Source organism: Streptomyces sp. NPDC039480 (assembly GCF_055597165.1).
Genome location: NZ_JBVITX010000015.1, coordinates 162216 through 181953 on the forward strand (window position 1 = coordinate 162216; position 19738 = coordinate 181953).

Below are 19738 nucleotides of genomic sequence, written 5' to 3' on the forward strand. Positions count from 1 at the left end.
CGGTGGCGAGGCTGGTTCTCTTCCGGGCACGCGAAACACGCGCACCCATGGTGCGTTGCGTCAAGACTTCCCCCCACAGGAAGACGGACCTCGCAGACCCCAGCGGTCACGAGGGGCCCACAATCTGGCACACGCCACCCCCGAGACACGCGGCGATTCACTCGAACAGTCGTTCCATGTGAAATGAAATGGCCTTCATGCAAGATCGGCACAAAACGGCCGGGATTTCACGGAGCCCACCTGTCTGAGCACGACCGTTGCGCCTCGCGCACCGAGCACCGGCGGCTAAGTGGCCGAGAAGACGCGGCCATGGGCTACACGCGCAGAAATTGTCGTCTCAATCCGCAGCCACTTCGGGCGTACAGAAAGGCAGAGCTGCGGTGGGCATCGGCGAGCGGAGGCTGCCGCTCCGCATGGTGCCACCTGGTCGGCAGGAAGACCTGCGCATCAACATCTGCCTCGGACACAGGACGCCCCCGGCCAGCCCGGGGGCGTCCTGTAACAAGAACCCGGACCGAAGCCTCGGGAGGCCAGCTGGCATCGGGGCGCTGGCCCACAAGCTGGGTCAGCAGCTCAATGATCTGGACCTGGCCCCGGCGTCGATCTTGTTGCTGAGTGCCTCGACGTTCTGGTCCAGGTTGCCGACTTGGAGGCGCACCGCGATCAGATCGGACACGATGATCCCGAACTCACGGTCGTCCTGCGCCGCGACCTCTCCTTCGCCTCCTGCCAGATCCCTAAGGCATAGGTCAAGCGCCGGGCGGTGTAAGTAGCTGTGCTCAATCCCCCTGTCTGTGACGGTCGGTGACGGTGGGCAGAGTCGTTCAGCGGTGTGCCGCCTATAGCGCTCTGTGGTGGTCCCATGCGAGGAGGGAAGAGGGACCCACCTCCCGCCGGTGCCCTGTGACGGCGTCTTGCGTGCTGTGACATCGAAGGATGAGGCGGCGGGATCACTCGCTTTGCGTCGGGTGGCCGCCTGTTGCGGATGTGTCCGACGTTACGTGGTGGATGTGTGCGGGATCAGCTGCGGTATTGCCGGCATTCACCAGTAAAGACAGCATCGAGGGCGTCGCGGAGTAGTTCCTCGCAGGCGGCGCGCAGCGGCCGGCCTCCGAGGGTGCGGTCTGGGTCTTGGTAGAGCTGTGCGGCCAGCCCGTCGGCGAGCGCTGTGATCCGGGTGGCAGCCAGGTCGGGGTCGGCGGCCTCTTCGACTTCGCCGCATTCCTTGCCGTTGTGGACGGCGGTGGCCAGTTGGGCGCGGATGTCGGCGGCGGTGGCGTCGGCGACCTGGGCGAGCGTTGCGTTGTCGACGGAGCGGCCGAGGAAGGCTCGTGTGACGCGGTATTCGCCGCGTCGTTCGTCGTCGAGGGGCAGTAGCTCCAGCAGGCTTTCGAAGACGACGTCGGAGATCCGCCGCCGGTGGGCGACCCCGTCCGTGATCTGTGCGGTGATCCGATCCCGGAAAGCCTGGGTGACCTGGCCGTAGGCGAACAGCAGCAGCTCGTTTTTGCTGGCGAAGTAGTGCTGTACGAGGCCGACGGAGATCTGTGCCTCTTGGGCAACGGCTGCCATGGTCACCGCGTCCAGCCCTGCCGCAGCGACGAGGCGCTGCACGGCGTCGGCGATCTGGCGGCGACGGGCTGGGTGGTCGGCAACTCGGGGCACGGGATAACCGTATCAATGTACGGTTACGAGGTAGCCATACGGCCATACGGTTATGGCCGCCCACGCCTGCCCGGAGACCGGAGAGCCATGACCCTGCGACCAGTCGCCCTGTCCTGCCTGCTCCTAGCCCTGCTGGTGTTGACCGGAGCGATCACTGCCCCGGCCGCACACGCCCGTGGCGATACCACCGCCAAGGTCGATGCCTTTCTGCGTGAACGCGCGAAGGCCACGAAATCCCCCGGCCTGGCCTACGCGATCGTCAACCGCCGTTCCATCGAGCACGTCGGAACCATCGGCCGCGACGGCGACGGCCAACCAGTCACCAAGAACACCCCGTTTCTGTGGGGTTCAGTCGCCAAACCGGTGACCGCCACCGCCGCCATGACCCTCGTCGAGGCCGGCAAGGTCGACCTCGACCAGCCGGTACGCGCCTACCTGCCGCACTTCACGCTGGCCGACCCCCAGGCGGCCAGCCGCATCACCGTCCGGCACCTGCTCACCCAGACCAGCGGGATACCCGAGTTCACCGACGCCGTCGACCGCTTCGAGCAGCGGGCCGATCCCTACCGCGCGGCGATGGCGGAACTGGCCGACGTCGAGCCCGCGTCCGAGCCCGGGCAACGGCACAGCTACTCCAGCGCCAACTACCTGCTCCTCGGCGCCCTCGTGGAGGACATCAGCGGCCGACCGTACGCGCAGTATCTGCGCGAACACGTCCTCAGCCCACTCGGCATGCGTGACGCCATCACCACCCCGGAACGAGCCCACGCGATCCCGGCCGGCCACGACATCGTCTTCGGACGGGCGGTGAAGACCAAGACCCGTTTCGATCAGACCGGCCCCAGCTACGGCTACCTCGGCGGCACCGTCGAAGACCTCGCGCACTTCGCTGTGGCCCACCTGAACAACGGCGCCTACGGACCGAACCAATTGCTGGCGCGGCGCTCGGTGACCGAGATGCACCGGGGCGCCGCCCTCGTGAGCGGCACCCAGAAGTACGGCCTGGGCTGGCGCGACGATGCCCGCAACGCCGACCTGGGCACTCGCACCATCTGGCACAGCGGTGCCTCCCCCGGCTACCAGGCCACGGTGGTGCTGCTGCCCGGCGCCGACCGCGCCTTCGTCGTGATGCACAACGTCCACGGCTACTTTCAGGGCGCCGACCTCACCGCCACAGGACTGGGCGCCGCCCGCATCCTCGCCGGCGGCCGGCCCAACGTGCCCGCGGCCGACACCTCGTACCACGTGATCCTGGCCATCCTGATGAGTGTCCTGGCCCTTGCCGCGGCTGAGATCGCCTGGAGCGTCTACCGGTTATTCCGCCCGGCGTCCAAGCCGCGCAGCCGTCTGCGGCTCCTGACCGGCACTGCGGGCTGGACCCTCGGCGGCATCGGCTTGGCCTGGCTGGCCAACGGCCTCGTCCCGCTGACCACCGGCGCGGACCAGGATCTGATCCGCCTGTGGGCACCGGACATCGGCTGGCTTCTGCTCGCCATCATCATCGCCGGATACACCCTGGCCGCCGTCCGGCTGGCGGAAGGCTGCCTGCGGCTACGGCCAGGCCGTCGCCGCCTCCACGTCATCGCCTCCGACGACCGGCCACCATCACGTAACGTCACGGGTCAGGGGCTATGACACAGCCTCTCACCACCGGCGTACCAAGTATCGACATCGGCCTGCGTGCACTCGGCGAGCGTCGCCGCGGCGGCTTGGGAGGCACAGTGGGCACGGGCGGTAACGCATCGTCATGCCCTCGAGCGCACCGCGGGTGAGCGTAGACGCGAGGAGGCCCGTACACGCTGTGCGTGTACGGGCCTCTGATCGAGCGCCGGGCAGGCCTTGCACCTGCATTTCCCCGCAGGAAGCGGGGCGTCTTTCCTTGGACCACCAACGCATCACCGGCTGCCGCGTGTTGTGGCGACCAGTTCAAGATCTACTGTATAGGACGGAGGGGTGGGGGCGCGACATGAGGCGGGCGTTGGGCGCGAAGGCCGAGGCGGGAGACCGCGCCAGGGCGGCTCGTGCGCGGAAGCGTTTGAGGTAGTAGGCCATGCCGGTACCGTTCGTACTGTCGGCGAGAATCGCCTTTCCCCAGCAGACGGCGACCGCTTCCTTGCAGAACATCCGGGCTGAGGCCCGTTCGTGGTCGGCGGCGGTGACTTCCACCAACAAACGTTCGGGGCCCTGTCTGCACCCAGGCGCCGGAAGGTGGCCGGTGGCGCCGCCGCTCCGGTTGGGCAGTTCCTCGGCCGCCGCGGGCTCGGCGGCGTCGGGGCGGTCACTCAAGGACGCCGCGACGATGACCAGTTGTTCGACGAACTCGGGGCCCAGCACCGGGAACTCGAGGTCGGGGTGCTGGTCGTAGCCGGCGGTCACGGAAGCGGCGACGAATTCGATGACGGCCTGAGCCGCCTGCGTGCGCGGGCTCGTGCGGCTGAGCCGGCTCAGGACACGCAGGAGCGTGGCCAGGCTGGTGTCGGCGGTCATCACCTGGCAAGCCGGGGCCTGTTCGCCGGTGTCGGCGGTGTCACCGTCTTGCGGGGGGGGGTGGACGACGGCCTGGTCCTGCCACAGTGCAGCGGCGTAGGTGTCACCGCGGGCGAGGTGTTGCAGGTAGAGGCAGTAGGAGGCGGCGGGGACGTCGTCGGCGCCTGCGGCGTACTGCCACCAGAAGCGGGCGCCGTCGTCAGCACCGGTGAGCTGCTGAGGCGGGCGGAGTCTGCCGGCAACTACCGGAGCGGGCCTGAGCGCGGTCACCGGATTACCGCGGACATTTTGCCCCCCCCCGATGACCGCCCGCGAGCCTGTCCCCTGTCCGGTCCGGAAGCGACAGCCAGACGTCAGTCCATGAGCCGCAGCGCAGGGGTCCTGCGGCGGTCACCGGAGGCGGGAGGGGATCATCGGGCTTCAGAGGATGTCGTCGTTGGAGTCGAACTCGTGCTGGTCGGGGGGAAACTCGTCGAAGTACACCGAGTCCGTCTCTCCTGTCAGGACGGACAGGAGGAAGGGCGTGCACTGGGTCGGGTGGTATTCCCATTCCGGTCCCCGGCCCTCGTTGAACATGACGGTCCACTCATCGGGCTTCTGTTCCGGCCGACGCAACCAGTACAGCATGGCGCCGCTGCCCTCGATGTAGGCCCACGGCAGGACCTGGGCCTGGGGATCGTCCTGCAGTTGCGCCGGCTTGGGTTCGGTCTCCCACAAGTTGGCCAGGACTTCTGCCCGCTCCGTGGCCTGGTCGAGGAGGTTGTAGTTCTCGTTCGGGCATGCGGGGTCCAGGAGCCAGATGGTTTCGTCGAAGACCCCGCCTCCGTAGGTCTCAACGAGTTCCTTGTAGTCCTGCGGCAAGGCGGTGCCGAGCCGCTGCTCGGCGGCGGCCCAATCTCGCGGGCGACGGGTGCCGGGGGGAGGAACGAGAGCGGCAAGGCGTTCCACGGTGGGGTGCATCGGGGTCGGTTTCTTTTCCTTGAGGGGGGGCTTACTTGGGCTTTGGGACATTGAAGATAGTGACGCTGTTGGTACTGCTTAACGTCTTCGTAGGGGTGAAGGAGAAGCCCCGGTTGCCGTGCGCCTCCAGGGTCATTCCCGGGGGGGATGACGTCGCTGGGGTCGTTGGTCCGGTGGATGGGCGTGACCTTGTAGTCGATGGTCTCACCTGCATCGACGGCGGTCCGGAACTGGTCCTCGACCTTTTCATGACCGGCGAGTTGGCGTGGTGCAGGCCGGTTTCGGGGTCGTACTGGCCCGGGAAACGGAGCGGGGTGTATGCCGTGGCGTTCTGGTTCCAGGTGGTGGTGTCCCGGAGTGTGGTGCGGGTGCGCCAGGCGATATGGCCGTTCTCGTCGACGAGTTCAGTGGGGGTGCCGACCTGGTCGGTGACGATGGCGTAGGACCAAGAGCACCACCATCATGGCCAGGGCAGCTGTTTGGTCACCTCATGACAGTGGAGCCGGCCGCATCTGTCCGTGTGACCCGGCACCCGGTATCCCGTCCTGCTGACACCCACTCACAGGCCGGTCCTGCGTGGTCCGGGCGGCACCGTCCAGGTCACCAGGACGGGCGTACGAGGTCCGGGGTCCGGGCAGCCAGGTCGGGGGTGCCGAGGAGGGTGAGGGCCAGTTCGGTTTCGCGGTGCAGGGCGTTCAGGGCGGCGGTGACTCCTTCGGCGCCGCCTGCGGCCAGGCTCCAGACGTAGGGGCGCCCGAGCGCCACGGCGTCCGCGCCGAGTGCCAGTGCCTTCACCACGTCGGTGCCCCGGCGGATGCCTCCGTCGATGAGGACCGGGGCCCTGCCTGCCCCGGCCTCGGCGACGGCGACGGCGACGGCGACGGCGACGGCGACGGCGGGCAGGGTGACGAGCGGGGCGATCGCGGTGTCCAGGTTGCGGCCTCCGTGGTTGGACATCCAGACGCCGATTCCGGTCTCCGCGGCCCGGCGGGCGTCGTCGGGGCGCACGATGCCCTTGGCCAGGACCGGCAGCCCGGAGACCGAGCGCAGCCATTCGAGGTCGGACCAGCCGACGGCGGGGTCGATCCGTGGGTCGTGGATGCCGTGGTGCGCGGGGTCGGCCGTGTTGCGGCCCGGTTGCGCGGTCAGGTTGGCGGGCGTGCCGTGGGAGGGGAGGGCGAATCCGTTGCGCAGGTCCCTCTCCCGAAGGCCGGTCACCGGGGTGTCGACGGTGACGACGCAAGCGGTGGCGCCGGCCGCGCGGGCCCGGAGCACCAGGTCCTCGGTGAGGGCCCGGTCCCGCTGTACGTAGAGCTGGAACCACCAGGGGGCGGTGGCGGCTGCGCCGATCTCCTCCAGCGTCAGTGTGGAGAAGGTGCTCAGGAGGCAAGCAGTACTCGCTTGCGAAGGAGTTCGAACCCTGCGCGACAAGCGGCCAGGGCCGAGTAAGGTCTTCGCCGGGTCGACCGGGGCCCGGCGGTTCCCATGCAGGTGGACGCAGGTGGTGCACACCCCCGGCGGGGCCAGGCCGTCCCCCACATCACGTTGGACCACACCGCATCGAGGATCAGCCTTTGACTCCGCATTCCCTGGCGTTCTACGTGGACGTCGTCATCACCGGCACCTTGCTCGGCGTGCGCCCCGCGGACTCTCCCGGCCACGTCACCAAGGTCCTTGGGCCGGACTTCGCCGAGAACACCTTCGGCAACCGCAGTATGTGCCGTGACTACGGCCTCGCCGAGTTCTACTGGGACCGCGCTTCCGCCGACCACCCCTGGTCGGGCCACCACTTCACCCTGCAGGTGCACCGACTCGCCTACCGGGACCGCACCCTCGTCAACGACACGCTTCGTGCCCGGTACGGGCGGTTCACTCCCAGGCTTCGGTTCGAAAAGCTGCAACGTCTCTTGGCGCGGCGCGGCGTCCCCCTGCTGGAGATCCCGGAAACCCCCGCCAACGCCCCGTATTTCCGCACTTTCCGGCAGCCCGATTCCCGTGTGACCGTCTCCGTCATAGGCACCTACGACGAGTACAGCACGCCGGACAATCTGCGGGTCGGCGACGTGTACAGCATCCAGGCCCCGACACTGTCCGGGCATTTGTGCAGCCCTGGCTCAAGAAGTGGGCACTGGCCGAGCTCCTTCTGACCGCGCTTCCCAGATGCTGATGCTCGGTTCCAAGGGGGTACGCGGTGTGTTGCGGGAGCCCGGACGTGGGCTGGCCTGGTGGTTAGTCGTAGTACTCGCCATCGTCGCCTTGGACCCGGGCGTCAAGGGCCCGGGCCAGCGTCCGCATCTTGCGAATCAGGATGTCCGTGGGATTCTTGGCGCTGATGTCTGTTGGCGAGAACCAGTGGATGGCCGTGCCGAATCGCTCCTCAGGCGGATGGGTGACCATATCCGCAGTCCAGCGAGAGGCTCCTCCTTCGCTGGCCGCAGCAGGGACCATCTGCAGGTCGGGGTCGGCGGCGACCACGGCCTCCCACTCCTGCTCAGTGATTTCCAGCCCGCTCTCGTCCCACCAGTCTTCGCGGCGAGTGATGTGTACGTCATAACCCATGGAACGGCACCGTAGAGCAACGCACTGACGGTGCCTCGTCTGCGGCTAAAGGGCTGGCCAGCAACAAAAGCGGTCACGATGCCGCTGCCGGTTGCTGACGCCAGATCCGTGGCCGGCCGTGCGGCTCAGGGACCGCAGATGTCGGTAGCTGTCAGGCTCACCGTTACCGGAACAGTGAGCCCTGCCCTTCCCGCATGAGAGGCCGTGTCTCACGTGTCGTATCCCGACCGTCGACCATCCCGCCAGCTTTCTCCATGCCTTGGCGTAGTCGGCGAGCTCGCGCGGCTGCGTCACCCTGATCTACGCCCCTCAGCGTCTCCGCCACGGCCACGTCCCAGACGGCAGCATCCGAGGGAGGTGAGGGAGCTCCTCGGCGACGGGACGGGTTCCACGAACAGTCTCTCGATACATCCGCGCGCGGTCCCGCCGAGAGCTGTTCCGGCGAGACCGCGCGGCAGGTCAGCCCTCGACCGTCTCCAGAAAGTACTCGTAGGAATCCAGGTCGAGACTCACATCGGCAAGCCGACCGAGTGCGGCCGCCTGGCTCTCCTCAAGGGGGTACACGTCGACGAGACGGTCGGCCGGGATGCCCACCACATCGGCTGCAGCCTCCAGGCCGACCCCCGAGACATCCAACTCCTGCTCAGGAAAGTCGGAGTCCTTCCTGTAGACGGTGATCAAAATCTTCACGGGGTTACCTCTCGTGACTTGTCCGCGGGCTTTTTCTCGGCGCCCGTGGTGGGGTCGTACTCGCCGAGATGCTTGCCTCGCTTGTTGTACTTCTCGACAGTGCCATGCCAGGAGTCCCCATTCAGCACAGCTCCTGAGGAAGGCAGCCGCAACCCGGAGTGTGTCAGCCCCTTATGCGAGAGCATGCTGCCGTAACAGATATACGTGATCAGCGTCCCTCTGAAGCCACTCTTGACTTACACATGGCCTGGCCTTGGCCCGCGACAGCCAGGCGAGCCGTTCTCCCTGGAGGCAGCCTGGCAGTGGGAGGACGACGAGAGTGCCGACCCCGAGGACCCGCGGATCGACGCCGCATTCAGCAAGGGGTCCATCGTTCTCGGGTCCGAGGACGGGCAATCGTTCTGGCTCCTGCTGACCACCGGCCCCCGCCGCGGGGACGTTTGGATGATCGCCGGTGTCGGCGCCACCCCTGCACCTAACGATCAGGCATGGGGTTTTGAGGAGTGGGTGCAGCACTGGCAGAACGGCAACGACTGGTGGGGCTGAACGCTCCGTACTGACCGGTGGCAGCTTGTGCAGGAACAGCGCGAGCAGGAGTCCGGGGCCCGAGAGGATGTCATTCGCTGGGAATGAAAGCGCTCACGCCTGTTCTGTCAGCTCCCGGGTCACCAGTTCCTCCAGGAAGTCGTTCATCGTTGTGCTCCGCTCGCGGGCCAACTCCCGCAGCCGGTCGCGGACGTTGAACACACCACAACGATCAAGCTCGGGTTCAAAGACAGTTACTGAGGACGAATCTGGACGTTCCCTGGTGGCCCGTACCCGTCATGAGCTGGTGCGGGCGGGGCCGGGCGTGGAAAGACCCGGGAGCGCTCGCCCGTCGCTCATTACCCCGGACGTAATCGACCACGCTGCAACCCAGCGGCAGTCTTGCGTCATCGCCAGCCATCACCCCGCAAGACGAGAACCACCTCACAGGAGGCTGACCCGCCATGACCGCACACGACACCGCCGCATACGAGACCGCCGTCGCCCGCTACTTCGAGGCCTGGAACGCGGAGGGCGCCGAGAACATCGACAAGGCCGTGGCCGCCGCCTGGACCCAGGACGGCAGCTACACCGATCCGCTGGCCGACGTCTCCGGGCACGAGGGCGTCGCCGCCGTGATCCGCGGGGCCCACGAGCAGTTTCCCGGCTTCGAGTTCCGCCAGGTCGGCGCGGCCGACGGGCACCACGACATCGTCCGCTTCAGCTGGGAGCTCGTATCGCTCGCGGACGGGTCCGCGCCCGTCGCCGGGTTCGACGTGATCACGCTGGCCGACGACGGGCGGATCGATACCGTGCACGGGTTCCTGGACCGCGTACCCACGGCCTGAACGAACGAGGTTCGCCCTACGGACCGTGTCGGTTCGTAGGGCGAACCTGTGCTGCTACAGAGCTAGCAGCTCCCTTTCGGATCACTTGGTGGCAGTTCGATCTCAGGGCCGACTGAGTCGGAAGGAGCTTCTGCCTGCCACGATGCGCTGATGAGCTACTCGTCGCGCGATTCCCGGACGACGAGGGCAGTGGCGTATGGGCGTCACCGCCGGTCATCGAGGAGGCATCGGGGCCGATGGTGTACCTGCTCATGTCCTATGGCAAGGCTGAAGAGGTGTCCGAGTACGCCTCCGCGCTGGCTCGCGAGCATGGACTTGTCTGCTTCGATCCGCAGGTGCAACGCCTCCGACCGTGAGCTGCCTGCCTCTCAGCGGGCAGACCAGAGGAAGATGTCGGCGATGTGCGGTTCGGCAAGGAAGATGGTCGGCATCTGCCTGGCCGCCGTCAGAGGATGGCCTCCGGCTGACTCAGGTCGACGACGAGCCGCGCACCCTCCTCCGGGCGCAGCAGCTCGGCGAACGCGTCCAGCGCCGCCGACAACACCGCGTCGTCCAGATCCACCACCTCGGTCGGGTCGTCCTGACCGTCGGCGTACAGCTCCAGGTCATGCGCGCTGAAGTCCGCGTGCCCCATGCACAGCTTCGAGTCTCTGGCCTCGAACACGGCGACCGTGTGCAGGTGGTCCTCGCCTGGTACGAGGAGCTGCGCCCGGCGGGCGAGGCGTCGGGAACCGGGTTGCGCCAGCTGAGTACGAGCCACGGTGCAGACGAGTATCCGTGCCCATGCCCCGGCGGGGTGCGCGGGGCGAGGATCGTGCATACCGATCACGGAAGGAAGCAACGATGAACCCCGGCACCTACGCGCGCTTGTACGGCTCTGCTCGGCCCGCACCTCGCACCGGGCACACGGGCCTTGCCGTGGCGGCAGGTGTGCTGTGGGCGCTCACTCTGGCATCACTGGCCTGGATCACGCTGCTCGTGGGTCTGGCCGCACTCTGGGGCGCGGCGGAGGGCGCGGACGCCGGCACCCTTCTCCTGCAGTACGTGGCGATCGTCGCCGGTGCTGCCACGGCCTTGACCACCCTGATGTTCGCCCCCGGCATCCGCCGACGGTCATGGGCAAGCCGCCTATTCCTGGCAGGTGTTGTGGCATGCCCGGTTGCCACCGGCTTCGCGTTGTGGTCCTGGGCCTACACCGGCTAACTCCCTGAAAGAGGGATTCTGAGCGCCGAGGACTCGCCATGCGTCGCGGAACTCACCCCTGCCCCGTGCCCCGCCGCACTGATGCGGCCGGGGGTGCGGCTCTGGTGTGAGGGAGATCAGTCGTCGGCCGGGAGTGCGTCGAGCGCGGCCTGCCACGGGTAGGCGTTCAGGTCACCCTGTTCGGGCTTGTGCGGGGTGCAACTCGTGCTCCGGGCACGGCACTCAGGATCGATCGGCCTCATTGTGTTAGGCCAGCCGCCAGCACGGAACGGTGCGGACGGCGTGGCCATGGCTACGACCGGCCGGGGCGGTGGCCGCGACTGCGACCACAGCCGTGACCGCGGCCGCGACTGCGATGAGGGCCGTGACTGCGACCGGAGCCAGGCCACGACTGCGACCAAGGCCGGAACCGGGGCCACGACCCGGTGCCGGCGCGGATGACCGGCGGCCGGGCCGGCCGCCGGTCACATGGTGTGGGTCCCGTGGCGCGAGCGAGGGTTCGAGCGTCCGGTCATTCGGCTCATTCGTCGCGCAGGCCCTCGGGACGCATCATGCGCCACATCGCCGGCAGGCTCAGCAGCGTGACCAGGAGGACGACTCCGCCACCGATCCCGGCCATCCCCGCAATGCTGCCCCAGGCCACCGCGAGCGGCAGGCCCGCCATCTTCAGCAGCATCGAGCCGAGACTCAGGCCGCCGACGACGGCCAGGGCCAGGCCGAGCAGCACCGGCAGCGCGGTCTGCCACAGCACCGACAGGCCCAGCGTCGAGCGCGGGGTGCCGAAGGCGACGAGCACCGCGAGCAGCTTCCTCCGCTCACGGAGCTGGTCCAGCATGGTCACGAGCATGCTCGCGCCGATCAGCAGCAGCGTGACGGTCGCACCGATGAACAGGCCGCGCTTGATGTTCGTGAACTCCGGTGCCTGTTCGCTCTCTACGTTCTCTTCGACCTGGAGCAAGGGGTCGATCCGCGCGGCGGTGTTGCGGACTCGCTCGGCCGCGTCGCGGTCGGAAGGGTCCAGCTTCACCAGCAGTTCCGTGCCGGCGTCCGCCAGGTCGTGGGTTCTGATCGCCTCGGGCGTGGCGAAGACGCCGGTCGTGAAGGACCCCGCCGGGTCCGGCACCACCTGTGTGGCACGGGCGGTGGCAGGGACGGTCCACAGCTTGGGCGCGGCCTTCGGGGAACCCTCCTCCGAGGCGGCCAGGTCGACCTGTTCGCCCGGGTCGGGGGTGTACACGCCGCCCTTCAGGGGGTCCTCGCCCAACTCGTCGGCGACGGTGTAGACACTGCCGGGCCGACAGCCCGGGGCCTCGACGATCTGCCGCAGGCTCGCGCAGTCACCGACGATCACGAAGGCTCCGGGCGCGTCGCTGCCGGGCTCGGCGGCATCACCGAGCGTATATGCCAGGGCGGATGTCACGCCGGGCGTGGCACGCAGGGCGACCATGTCCTCGCGCTGCCGGTTCTCACCCTCGTACGCCCCAATGATCCGCAGCTCGCCGCGGACCGGGCTGCGGCCGGTGGTGTGCGTGTACCTGCTCTCCAGGCCCGAGAACAGCATGTGCACGGCGATCGCCCCGGCCACCGCGAGGGTGATGCCGCTGACCATGCGTACGGCCGTGCCGCTGTCCGCCTGCAGGCGCCGGCCGGCGAGTTGCAGCGACAGCGGACCGCCCCGCAGCCGTCCGACGACGGCCTCCATCGCCCAGGGCAGCAGCGCCGTGACCCCCGCGAGGAGCAGGATCGCGCCCACCGCGATCTTCGGTTCGTTGACCCGGGTCTCCGGATCAAGGCCGTCGATCATCGGGAAGAGCAGCGTCACCCCGGCGGCCGGCAGCAGCAGCCGCCACCACAGCCGCCGCTTGACCGTACCTGCGTGCCGTACGACGCCGAGGGGTTCGACGGCGACGGTGCGCAGCGCGAACAACGTGACGGCGACGGCGAGGACCGGCACGCCGGCCACGATCAGCGCGGCGAGCACCGGGTCCGGGGCCACGTCGGAGGCGAAGACGCTGATCCGCCACAGTTCGACCGTGCCGACGAGCCGTCGTCCGCCCACGAAGAGCCCGAGGCCCACGGCGAGTCCCGTCAGCGCGCCCACCAGGGCCTCACCGGCCGCGATGCGCCGGATCGTCGCGGTGTCCGAGCCGACGAGGCGCAGCGCGGCCAGCCGCCGGTCGCGGCGCTCGCCCCCGAAGCGGACGGCCCCGGCGATGAGCACCGCCACCGGCATCAGCAGCACCACGATGGTGATGACGAGCAGCAGCATGAGGAAGGAGTCGAGTCCCTCGGAGGGGCTCGGGCCGCCGAAGTGGTCGGTCCGCGTCGGGTTGTCGCCCTTCGGGGTCAGGTCGTCCGCCCCCGCGTAGTAGGCCAGTTCGCGTGGGCCGAGCAGTCCCGCCTCGCCGATGGTGCCGGTGACGCGATGGTCCAGACGCTTCTTGAGCAGGGCGCCCTCGGTGGAGTGGAGCAGTTTCTCGAGTTCGGGGGAGACGACCATTTCGCCGGGGGCGGGCAGTTCGTGCAGGCCCGGCGGGAGGGCCGGCCTGTCGCCGTCCGGCCGGATGAGCCGCCCGTAGATGTCCTGGCCCTGGTAGGTGGTGTCCGCCCTGCCGGTGACGACCGTCTCGTCGGTCGGTCGTATCGGCGTGCCGTACACGAAGTCGTCGCGGGCCGCGCCGCGGTCGTCCCGGGCGCTCAGCACGGCCGGAACGGCTGAGGCGAGGAGCAGCAGGGCCACGCCCAGGCCGACGCCGACGGCGGTCAGCAGCGTGCGGGTCCAGGCCGGGCGTCCGCCGCTCACCGCGAACCAGGCGCCGAACGCGAGGTCGCGCGCCCAGGCCGCCGGGCTGGTGCGGGCCTCGCCGCGGGCCGCGCGTCGGCGCTTCAGGCGGTCGCGGGTGCGGTGGCCGGCCCTCACGCGGTGCGCTCCATGTCCCTGGACCTGCCGTCGCGTACGACGATCTCGCGGTCGGAGTGGGCGGCGACCCGCGCCTCGTGGGTGACCAGGACGACGGCCGCGCCCGTGTCATGGGCGGCTTCGGTGAGCAGCCCGAGGACGAGTTCGCCGGTGAGGGAGTCCAGGGCGCCGGTCGGTTCGTCGGCGAACAGGACGCGGGGCTCCGCGACGAGGGCGCGGGCGAGGGCGACCCGCTGCCCCTGGCCGCCGGATATCTGCCCGGGACGCCTGCGGGAGAGGTGGTCGATCTCCAGGCACTCCAGCCATGCGCGGGCTCGGCGCATGGCGTCCTTGCGGGGGGTGCCGTTCAGCCACAGAGGCAGCGCCACGTTCTGCAGACACGTCAGTTCGGGTACCAGCTGCCCGAATTGGAAGAGGAACCCGAACTCGCTCCGACGCAGCCTGCTGCGTCCGGCGTCAGACAGCGTCGACATGGCCCGGCCCTTGTACGTGACCCGGCCGGCGTCGGGCAGGACGATGCCGGCCAGGCAGTGCAGGAGGGTCGACTTTCCGGAGCCCGACGGACCCATGACGGCGACGATCTCGCCCGGCCGGATGCTGAAGTCGGCGCCATCCAGGGCATTGGTCGAGCCGTAGGCCTTGCGCAGGCGGGTGGCGGCCAGGATGGGGGCGCTCATGGACGGATCTTCGTGACGAGCGGGCCGAGACGGGCGACGGTGAACTCGCCCGCCCCCAGAAGTGCGGTGCGGGCGCGACTGCTTGACATGCGGCGCACTCTACATGGCATGTATACCCGGTATGTATAGCTGGCATGTAGAGCTGGCATGTAGAGCTGGCATGTATAGCTGTCCGGGTTCTCTGCCGGGGCGGGGGGCTTCGACCGTCTTGGGGGCGGGGCTTGAGGTGGGGGTCCAGCCCTGGCCTGGGGGCTCGGCCCGAGCCGGGGGCTCCACCGACCGGGAGGTGACTCCGCCGGGCTTGGCGGTCGGCCCGCCCCTGGGCGAGTCCGGTCCGGCGTGGGGCCCCGGGCGGGCCCGTGGTGTGTCCGGCACGGGGTCAGCTCTTCCCGGCCGCCGTGTCGGCGAGCCAATCGGCGGCTTCGGCGTCGGTCATCAGCAGGGCCTGCGTTGGGTGTGCGGTGCCCGGCCTTGGAGGTCTGCTCGGACGACTGCGCCTGTGGCAGCGGGCAGGCGACCGGGTGGCCAACGCGAGCGGGCAGGCCACTGGAGCTGATCCACCGAGCAGCTCATTACACGGCAGGTTGCGTCTTCTGCTTACCGCGTCTTCTGCTTACCGACTGGACAGGCGGACGCCGCCAAGGGAGCGGGAGTGGACGCCCCGGCCGCTCCCCCGAGCTGATCCAGGATTTCGACGGAGAGCAGGTCCTCTTTGCCCTTGAAGGCGTCCGCGATCACAGGATCGGTGGAAAGGACCGTCTCGGCCGAGACGTTGTCCTGAACGATCCGGGCGAGGTTGTCCAGAGCGACGAAGACGGGGTCGCGGGGAACTTCAGCGGTCGGCAGGTCGATCAGATGCGTGGCGACCTTCGCCGGGTTCATGCATCGCCTGATGATGATCGATGCCTGGTTCAGCTCGGACGTCGTCCAGATCGACAGCACGACCGTATACAGGTCTTCCCATGCCTTTTCTCCGGCCAGGTCCCGCCACGTGCGCATGAGCCCTTCCACACCCGAGATCTGCGCGGCAGCCGCATACGTCATGTTCGTGCGGATGCTGGGATAGGTCTTGGCCGAGAACTCCTGGAGCGAGGCCATGTCGAAGGTTCCGCTGCTGACGCAGTCACGGATGAATTGGAGCGCTTCGTCGAGGATCTTCCCGCAAGAGGCCTCCAGTTGATGTGGCAGGTTGGCCTTTCCGAGCTGCCTACGTGCGGTGGTGAGCGTGGCAGCGTAGCTCTGGAGCGGGCCGGCCCAGCCGGCTGACCGCGGCCCCGCAAAGGCGACCATGTCCAGGTCGTGGGGGTCGATGCGACAGGCGTTGGGGAGGTTGGGCACCCTGGGGCTCAGATATGCGGCAAGGATCGAGAAAATGCCCTGGGGTACGTGGCTGATCGACTTCGCCAGCTGGAACAGCTCGGGCACCGGCCTGACGGACTGCTGCGGGTTTCCGCCACGGACGAGAGTGAACGTGCCGCCGGTGGAATCGTTTTGGACCACGATCACGGGACTCAGACGACGGATCATTTCGGACTTGAGTGCGGCATAACTTGCGCGCATCCCCGCGTTGACCTCTCGGATCGCGTCACGAGCCTTCACCTCAGTGTCCGTAGTTTCTGTCCCGGCCCGGTCTTCAGCCGTGGCGGCCAGGGCCGACGGGGGGACGCCGAACAGCGCTGCCCCACCGGCCGCCGAAACTCCGTCGATGAATCCTCTGCGTGTGACCATTCCCCGTCCTCCCACTTGTCCTCTCACTCTGCGCGCCAGAGAAGTGCGCGCGGCGGGCGCAGATCACTTCACGCGGCTTCGGCGACCACCGGCCAGCTTCCCAGCAAGGCCACATCTACCTGTACTTATCTGTACTTACCTGAGCACTTTCGCGAGTACGCCGACACCCGCCTTCGAGACGGTGATATCCCGCATCACGTGCCCCGCACCGGCCCGGGAAGACCACGGGTCCGGCCTCTGGCCGTTCTGGCCGACCGCGCGTCTTCGTCATCTGCCATCTCCTCTGGCTGCAGCCTCGTTGCGGACGAGGGAACGACTGGGTCCTGATCCTCTGACGGCTTCCGCTTCGGCTGTCGAATGCCTCGTTACCAGCACCCCTCGGGCAAAGCGGCGCCGATGCCACGCAGATGACCAAGTGCGGCTGCGAAGGAGTAGCAGTCGAACAGCTGAGTGTTCTCGTCCGGAGACGGGCTCGGGCAGTCCCAGTGCGCTCCACAGGCGCCCTACGTTCGCCTGCGCCGTGATCGGCGCCGAGGTGTTCAGCCAGGGGCGGATGTTGATGAAGGCCGCGTCGAGGAAGCTGTTCTTGATCTGTTCGCCGCGCGCACGCGCCCAGCCGACGTTCTCACCGAGCACCACCATGTCGTTGCTGTAGGACAGGACGGTCTGCCGGCTGATGCCCGTGAGTTCGGTGAAGTAGGGCGACAGTTCGGCGTTGACCGTGGGCCGCACCAGAGTCTCGTACTCCTCGATGACGCTGCAGTCCTCGCTCAGCCGCAACGCTCCGATCTGCACAATCTCGCGCAGCTGACCGGGCGCTGCCCAGCCCTGTTCCAGCGCCTGCGGCCACGACGAGAAGGAGCCCCTGCACCGGCTCGTCGACAAAGCCCCCGGCCTGGCGCAGGAGAGCCAGGTCGGTGCACGCACAGGCCACAAGCGCAGCGAGTGCAAGAAGGTTTGGGGCAACTACACCGGCAGCGGCCTGGAGTGCGACGAGTACCCCTTCGCCTCCGCCCGGGAAGGGTCCACCAAGGGTGACAACCGCTTCTCCCTCCACCTCATCGATGGCAAGGACAACGGTGCGAGCGGGAAACGTATAACAAGACGTAGACACGGAACCGCATTCTTGACGGCGACCCCTTCTACGGGCCTCTACGTGAAGATCACCGACCAGCCAGGAAATGACATGCCGCTCCTTCACGAGTACACCTGCACGGGCACACCAGGTCGCCGCGTCCTGGAGGTGTACGACGCCGACACCTACCTCGGCGACACAGCAACCCTGGACACCGCCGAAGAACAGGTAGTAGCCGGGGAGCACCACCACCTCTACCTGGTCAGCCTCCAGCCCGCCATCAAAGCCCAGGTCAGCATCCGCGTCTGGGACACCGTCCCCCAAGTGCCCGCCGCCGCCGAAGGCCACGTACCGATCACCATCGAGTCAGGCACTGGCACCCTCGTCGTCAACGAGCTCGAGTTCGGCCCCGCCGGTGAGACGAACCTGCCCCGCCCTGGCGTGTATGAGGGCCACGCCTGGTGGAGCGGCCGACAAGCCGCAGGCGACTACTACGACAGCTATTTCGACCAGGAAACCGAAGACTGGACCCTCGAACAGACCCGTGACTACTTCGCCCAGTGCCCCGCGGGCGAGCACTACGTCCTCGACCTCGCCTACCTTCGCGAGCCGGACCCAGTCGATGAAAACGAAGCGGATCGCTGAAGCCCCGCAACCATGCGGCAGCGGCCGGCCTGCCACCTGAGCGGCACACCCCCGCCTCGCACCAAGGGGTCGGTTCCTGTCCCAGAACCTCTGGGCAGGGGCCCGAACGGTCAGGTTGAATGAGGCCATCGCGCGCGGATGGCCCCGGGAGTCGGCCGAAGTCCGCCGCGCCCTCACCCACCCCGCCCAGGCGAAGGTGGACCCGTCATGAGGATGAGCCTTGATCTCCCTCGGCTGTCTCAAGCGCCGCCTGCACTCCGCCCACCTGCGAGTAGGGTCCTTCAGCATGCGCCCAACACCGCCCGGGATACGCCGGGTCAGCCTCCGCGCCGCCCTCGGGACCGGGTCGGCCTTCACCGCCGCCGCATTCGGCGCCGGGTTCAACCTCGCCGCTGACCGGAGCGGCAGCGCGGGCCCGGACATCATTGTCGTAGAGCACTCGGTCGGTCCTCGCCACGGCACCGGGAACCAGCCCATGGCCGGAAACCCGCTGCCCAGCGTGTGCACCGGCTACTCCGCGGCCATGGGGAACGAGACCGTCACGCGGGAGGAGACGCTCTCGACCGCCTGCCAGTTCATCCACGACAGCCGGGCCAAGGACAGCGAAGCCGCAGTCCGGGCGCTGCGGGACGCCGCCCGTGTGCTGGAACGGGGTCGCCGGTGAACACCCCCCGCCTGGTCACCCCGCGCCGCCTCGGCGCCGCCGCCGCGGTCTACGGCGTGTTCGTCGCGGGCTGGTACCTGGGGCAGCCCGTCACTCCCGAATGCCGCGTCGACCGAGCCGCCCTCGACCGGTACACGGAGAAGCACGAACCCGAACCGTCCCCCACCCTTACGCCGATGCCGACGCCGACGGCGTATCCGTCTGCGTCAAGCGCGAAGTCCTCCCTCCCGCTCGACCCGACATCGGGCCCGTCCTACGACCCACGTCGCGGCGCCAACGACACACTGACCCAGACACTCACCGTTTACGCCGCCGCCTGCACCAACGGCACGAGCGAACGCCCCCGCCTGCAAGCCTGGTTCGAGGGCCACTGACGGTAGCGAGGTAGTGCGGCGTGGCCTGGTATGCCCGCCGACGCGGGCGTAGGTCTCGTGTCGTGCGACACTCCCCGGATGCCTGTCTGGATAACCCCTCGGCGCCTCGGCGTCGTCACCACTCTGTACGCCGTCTTCCTGGCCGGATGGTGGCTGGGCCAGCCCGTGCGCTCCGACGGCTGCCTCGAAGACCGTTCCACCGCCGGGGCAGGCGTTCGTACCGCACCGGTGGAACCGGCCGACGCCACCCGGTACTTCGAGCACCTCGACTTCGACTTCGGTCTCCTCGACTGGGCCGACGACATGGACGGCTACCGCGACGGCGAATACGGCCCCAGCGACTACGGTCACGAACTGCGGGGCGGGCCAGACACGGGCGGCACGTCCGACGCCGCGTACGCGACTTGCTCCTACAAGAAGCGCGCCCGCCTGCTCGCGTGGATCAACGGCGACTGGGGCTGACCACGCACCCGGTGGCGCCCGGGTCAGCGGATGGTCCGCACCGACAGAACCGGACCGGCAAGCGGGGCCACCGGATTTTCGGTGCGCAGGTACTCCTCGGACGCCCAGGAGACGATCCACACCACTTCGTGCCGCTCCACATCGGCCACGGCCATCCGCATCGGATCCAGTCCTGCGGACAACTCCCGCTGATAGGCTTTTTGGCCACTAACTTACTCTGCGGCCGCACGGCAGAGTTTGGCATGCGGACGGGCCC

General features: G+C 68.4%; 21 protein-coding genes and 3 pseudogenes. 10 read left to right on the forward strand and 14 right to left on the reverse strand.

Annotated features, from left to right (window positions below):
• Positions 1–1020: 1020 nt before the first annotated feature.
• Entirely contained in the window at positions 1021–1665 is a 645-nt protein-coding gene (locus ACZ56E_RS36105) for a TetR/AcrR family transcriptional regulator (RefSeq protein WP_471220921.1), read from the reverse strand.
• 87 nt (positions 1666–1752) lie between these two features.
• Between ACZ56E_RS36105 and ACZ56E_RS36110 the strand changes: the two genes are divergently transcribed.
• Positions 1753–3300, forward strand: coding sequence for a serine hydrolase domain-containing protein (locus tag ACZ56E_RS36110; RefSeq protein WP_471220923.1), 1548 nt, complete (start codon positions 1753–1755; stop codon positions 3298–3300).
• A 291-nt stretch (positions 3301–3591) separates the two neighbouring features.
• Here ACZ56E_RS36110 and ACZ56E_RS36115 read toward each other — a convergent pair whose 3' ends face one another.
• The 4 genes and pseudogenes from ACZ56E_RS36115 to ACZ56E_RS36130 form a co-directional block, all read right to left on the reverse strand.
• Entirely contained in the window at positions 3592–4422 is an 831-nt protein-coding gene (locus tag ACZ56E_RS36115) for a hypothetical protein (protein WP_471220925.1), read from the reverse strand.
• A gap of 150 nt (positions 4423–4572) precedes the next feature.
• A complete protein-coding gene (locus ACZ56E_RS36120; RefSeq protein WP_471220927.1) occupies positions 4573–5112 on the reverse strand; it encodes an SMI1/KNR4 family protein in 540 nt (179 codons plus the stop codon).
• Between the two features lie 31 nt (positions 5113–5143).
• Positions 5144–5554 (reverse strand): annotated as a pseudogene (locus tag ACZ56E_RS36125) (RHS domain-containing protein); the annotation flags it as partial.
• Between the two features lie 158 nt (positions 5555–5712).
• Complete coding sequence (locus tag ACZ56E_RS36130; protein WP_471220929.1) at positions 5713–6543, reverse strand: alpha-hydroxy acid oxidase; 831 nt, start codon at positions 6541–6543, stop codon at positions 5713–5715.
• Between the two features lie 143 nt (positions 6544–6686).
• On the opposite strand from ACZ56E_RS36130, the gene ACZ56E_RS36135 reads away from it, so the two are divergent.
• The gene (locus ACZ56E_RS36135; protein ID WP_471220931.1) at positions 6687–7259 is read left to right on the forward strand and encodes a hypothetical protein; all 573 of its coding nucleotides are present in this window, start codon (positions 6687–6689) and stop codon (positions 7257–7259) included.
• 82 nt (positions 7260–7341) lie between these two features.
• Here the strand turns inward: ACZ56E_RS36135 and ACZ56E_RS36140 are convergent, their stop codons facing one another.
• From ACZ56E_RS36140 to ACZ56E_RS36150, 3 genes are all read right to left on the reverse strand, one after another.
• Entirely contained in the window at positions 7342–7671 is a 330-nt protein-coding gene (locus ACZ56E_RS36140; protein WP_471220933.1) for a hypothetical protein, read from the reverse strand.
• Positions 7672–8130: 459 nt separating this feature from the next.
• Positions 8131–8361 (reverse strand): DUF7683 domain-containing protein, encoded by a 231-nt coding sequence (locus ACZ56E_RS36145; protein WP_471220935.1) that lies wholly within the window; start codon positions 8359–8361, stop codon positions 8131–8133.
• Positions 8358–8546, reverse strand: coding sequence for a colicin E3/pyocin S6 family cytotoxin (locus ACZ56E_RS36150; protein ID WP_471220937.1), 189 nt, complete (start codon positions 8544–8546; stop codon positions 8358–8360). The genes ACZ56E_RS36145 and ACZ56E_RS36150 overlap by 4 nt, the downstream gene beginning before the upstream one ends.
• 46 nt (positions 8547–8592) lie before the next feature.
• Between ACZ56E_RS36150 and ACZ56E_RS36155 the strand changes: the two genes are divergently transcribed.
• Both ACZ56E_RS36155 and ACZ56E_RS36160 read left to right on the forward strand, forming a co-directional pair.
• Positions 8593–8907 (forward strand): hypothetical protein, encoded by a 315-nt coding sequence (locus ACZ56E_RS36155; RefSeq protein ID WP_471220939.1) that lies wholly within the window; start codon positions 8593–8595, stop codon positions 8905–8907.
• Between the two features lie 443 nt (positions 8908–9350).
• A complete protein-coding gene (locus ACZ56E_RS36160; protein ID WP_471220941.1) occupies positions 9351–9734 on the forward strand; it encodes a nuclear transport factor 2 family protein in 384 nt (127 codons plus the stop codon).
• A 445-nt stretch (positions 9735–10179) separates the two neighbouring features.
• On the opposite strand, the gene ACZ56E_RS36165 is transcribed toward ACZ56E_RS36160, so the two are convergent.
• Positions 10180–10494 carry a hypothetical protein gene (locus ACZ56E_RS36165; protein WP_471220943.1) on the reverse strand — a complete coding sequence of 105 codons (315 nt, stop codon included), beginning with the start codon at positions 10492–10494 and terminating at the stop codon, positions 10180–10182.
• Positions 10495–10577: 83 nt separating this feature from the next.
• Between ACZ56E_RS36165 and ACZ56E_RS36170 the strand changes: the two genes are divergently transcribed.
• Positions 10578–10937 (forward strand): hypothetical protein, encoded by a 360-nt coding sequence (locus ACZ56E_RS36170; protein WP_471220945.1) that lies wholly within the window; start codon positions 10578–10580, stop codon positions 10935–10937.
• A gap of 520 nt (positions 10938–11457) precedes the next feature.
• Here ACZ56E_RS36170 and ACZ56E_RS36175 read toward each other — a convergent pair.
• The 4 genes and pseudogenes from ACZ56E_RS36175 to ACZ56E_RS36190 all read right to left on the reverse strand — a co-directional run bounded on the left by ACZ56E_RS36175 (position 11458) and on the right by ACZ56E_RS36190 (position 17147).
• Positions 11458–13857 carry an FtsX-like permease family protein gene (locus ACZ56E_RS36175; protein WP_471220947.1) on the reverse strand — a complete coding sequence of 800 codons (2400 nt, stop codon included), beginning with the start codon at positions 13855–13857 and terminating at the stop codon, positions 11458–11460.
• A complete protein-coding gene (locus ACZ56E_RS36180; protein WP_471220949.1) occupies positions 13854–14534 on the reverse strand; it encodes an ABC transporter ATP-binding protein in 681 nt (226 codons plus the stop codon). Before ACZ56E_RS36180 ends, ACZ56E_RS36175 begins: the two co-directional genes overlap by 4 nt.
• A gap of 597 nt (positions 14535–15131) precedes the next feature.
• Positions 15132–16262 (reverse strand): twin-arginine translocation signal domain-containing protein, encoded by a 1131-nt coding sequence (locus ACZ56E_RS36185; protein ID WP_471220951.1) that lies wholly within the window; start codon positions 16260–16262, stop codon positions 15132–15134.
• A 365-nt stretch (positions 16263–16627) separates the two neighbouring features.
• Positions 16628–17147: pseudogene (locus tag ACZ56E_RS36190) on the reverse strand (exonuclease domain-containing protein).
• Between the two features lie 10 nt (positions 17148–17157).
• Between ACZ56E_RS36190 and ACZ56E_RS36195 the strand changes: the two are divergent.
• The 5 genes and pseudogenes from ACZ56E_RS36195 to ACZ56E_RS36215 form a co-directional block, all read left to right on the forward strand.
• A pseudogene (locus tag ACZ56E_RS36195) lies at positions 17158–17304 on the forward strand (NucA/NucB deoxyribonuclease domain-containing protein); the annotation flags it as partial.
• Positions 17305–17448: 144 nt separating this feature from the next.
• Positions 17449–17982, forward strand: a complete 534-nt coding sequence (locus ACZ56E_RS36200; protein ID WP_471220953.1) for a hypothetical protein — start codon at positions 17449–17451, stop codon at positions 17980–17982.
• Positions 17983–18268: 286 nt separating this feature from the next.
• Positions 18269–18646 carry a hypothetical protein gene (locus ACZ56E_RS36205; protein ID WP_471220955.1) on the forward strand — a complete coding sequence of 126 codons (378 nt, stop codon included), beginning with the start codon at positions 18269–18271 and terminating at the stop codon, positions 18644–18646.
• Positions 18643–19020, forward strand: a complete 378-nt coding sequence (locus ACZ56E_RS36210; protein ID WP_471220957.1) for a hypothetical protein — start codon at positions 18643–18645, stop codon at positions 19018–19020. The genes ACZ56E_RS36205 and ACZ56E_RS36210 overlap by 4 nt, the downstream gene beginning before the upstream one ends.
• 78 nt (positions 19021–19098) lie before the next feature.
• On the forward strand, positions 19099–19482 hold the full coding sequence (locus tag ACZ56E_RS36215) for a hypothetical protein (RefSeq protein WP_471220959.1): 384 nt from the start codon (positions 19099–19101) through the stop codon (positions 19480–19482).
• Between the two features lie 23 nt (positions 19483–19505).
• Here ACZ56E_RS36215 and ACZ56E_RS36220 read toward each other — a convergent pair whose 3' ends face one another.
• Positions 19506–19664 carry a YrhB domain-containing protein gene (locus ACZ56E_RS36220; protein WP_471220961.1) on the reverse strand — a complete coding sequence of 53 codons (159 nt, stop codon included), beginning with the start codon at positions 19662–19664 and terminating at the stop codon, positions 19506–19508.
• Between the last annotated feature and the right edge of the window lie 74 nt (positions 19665–19738).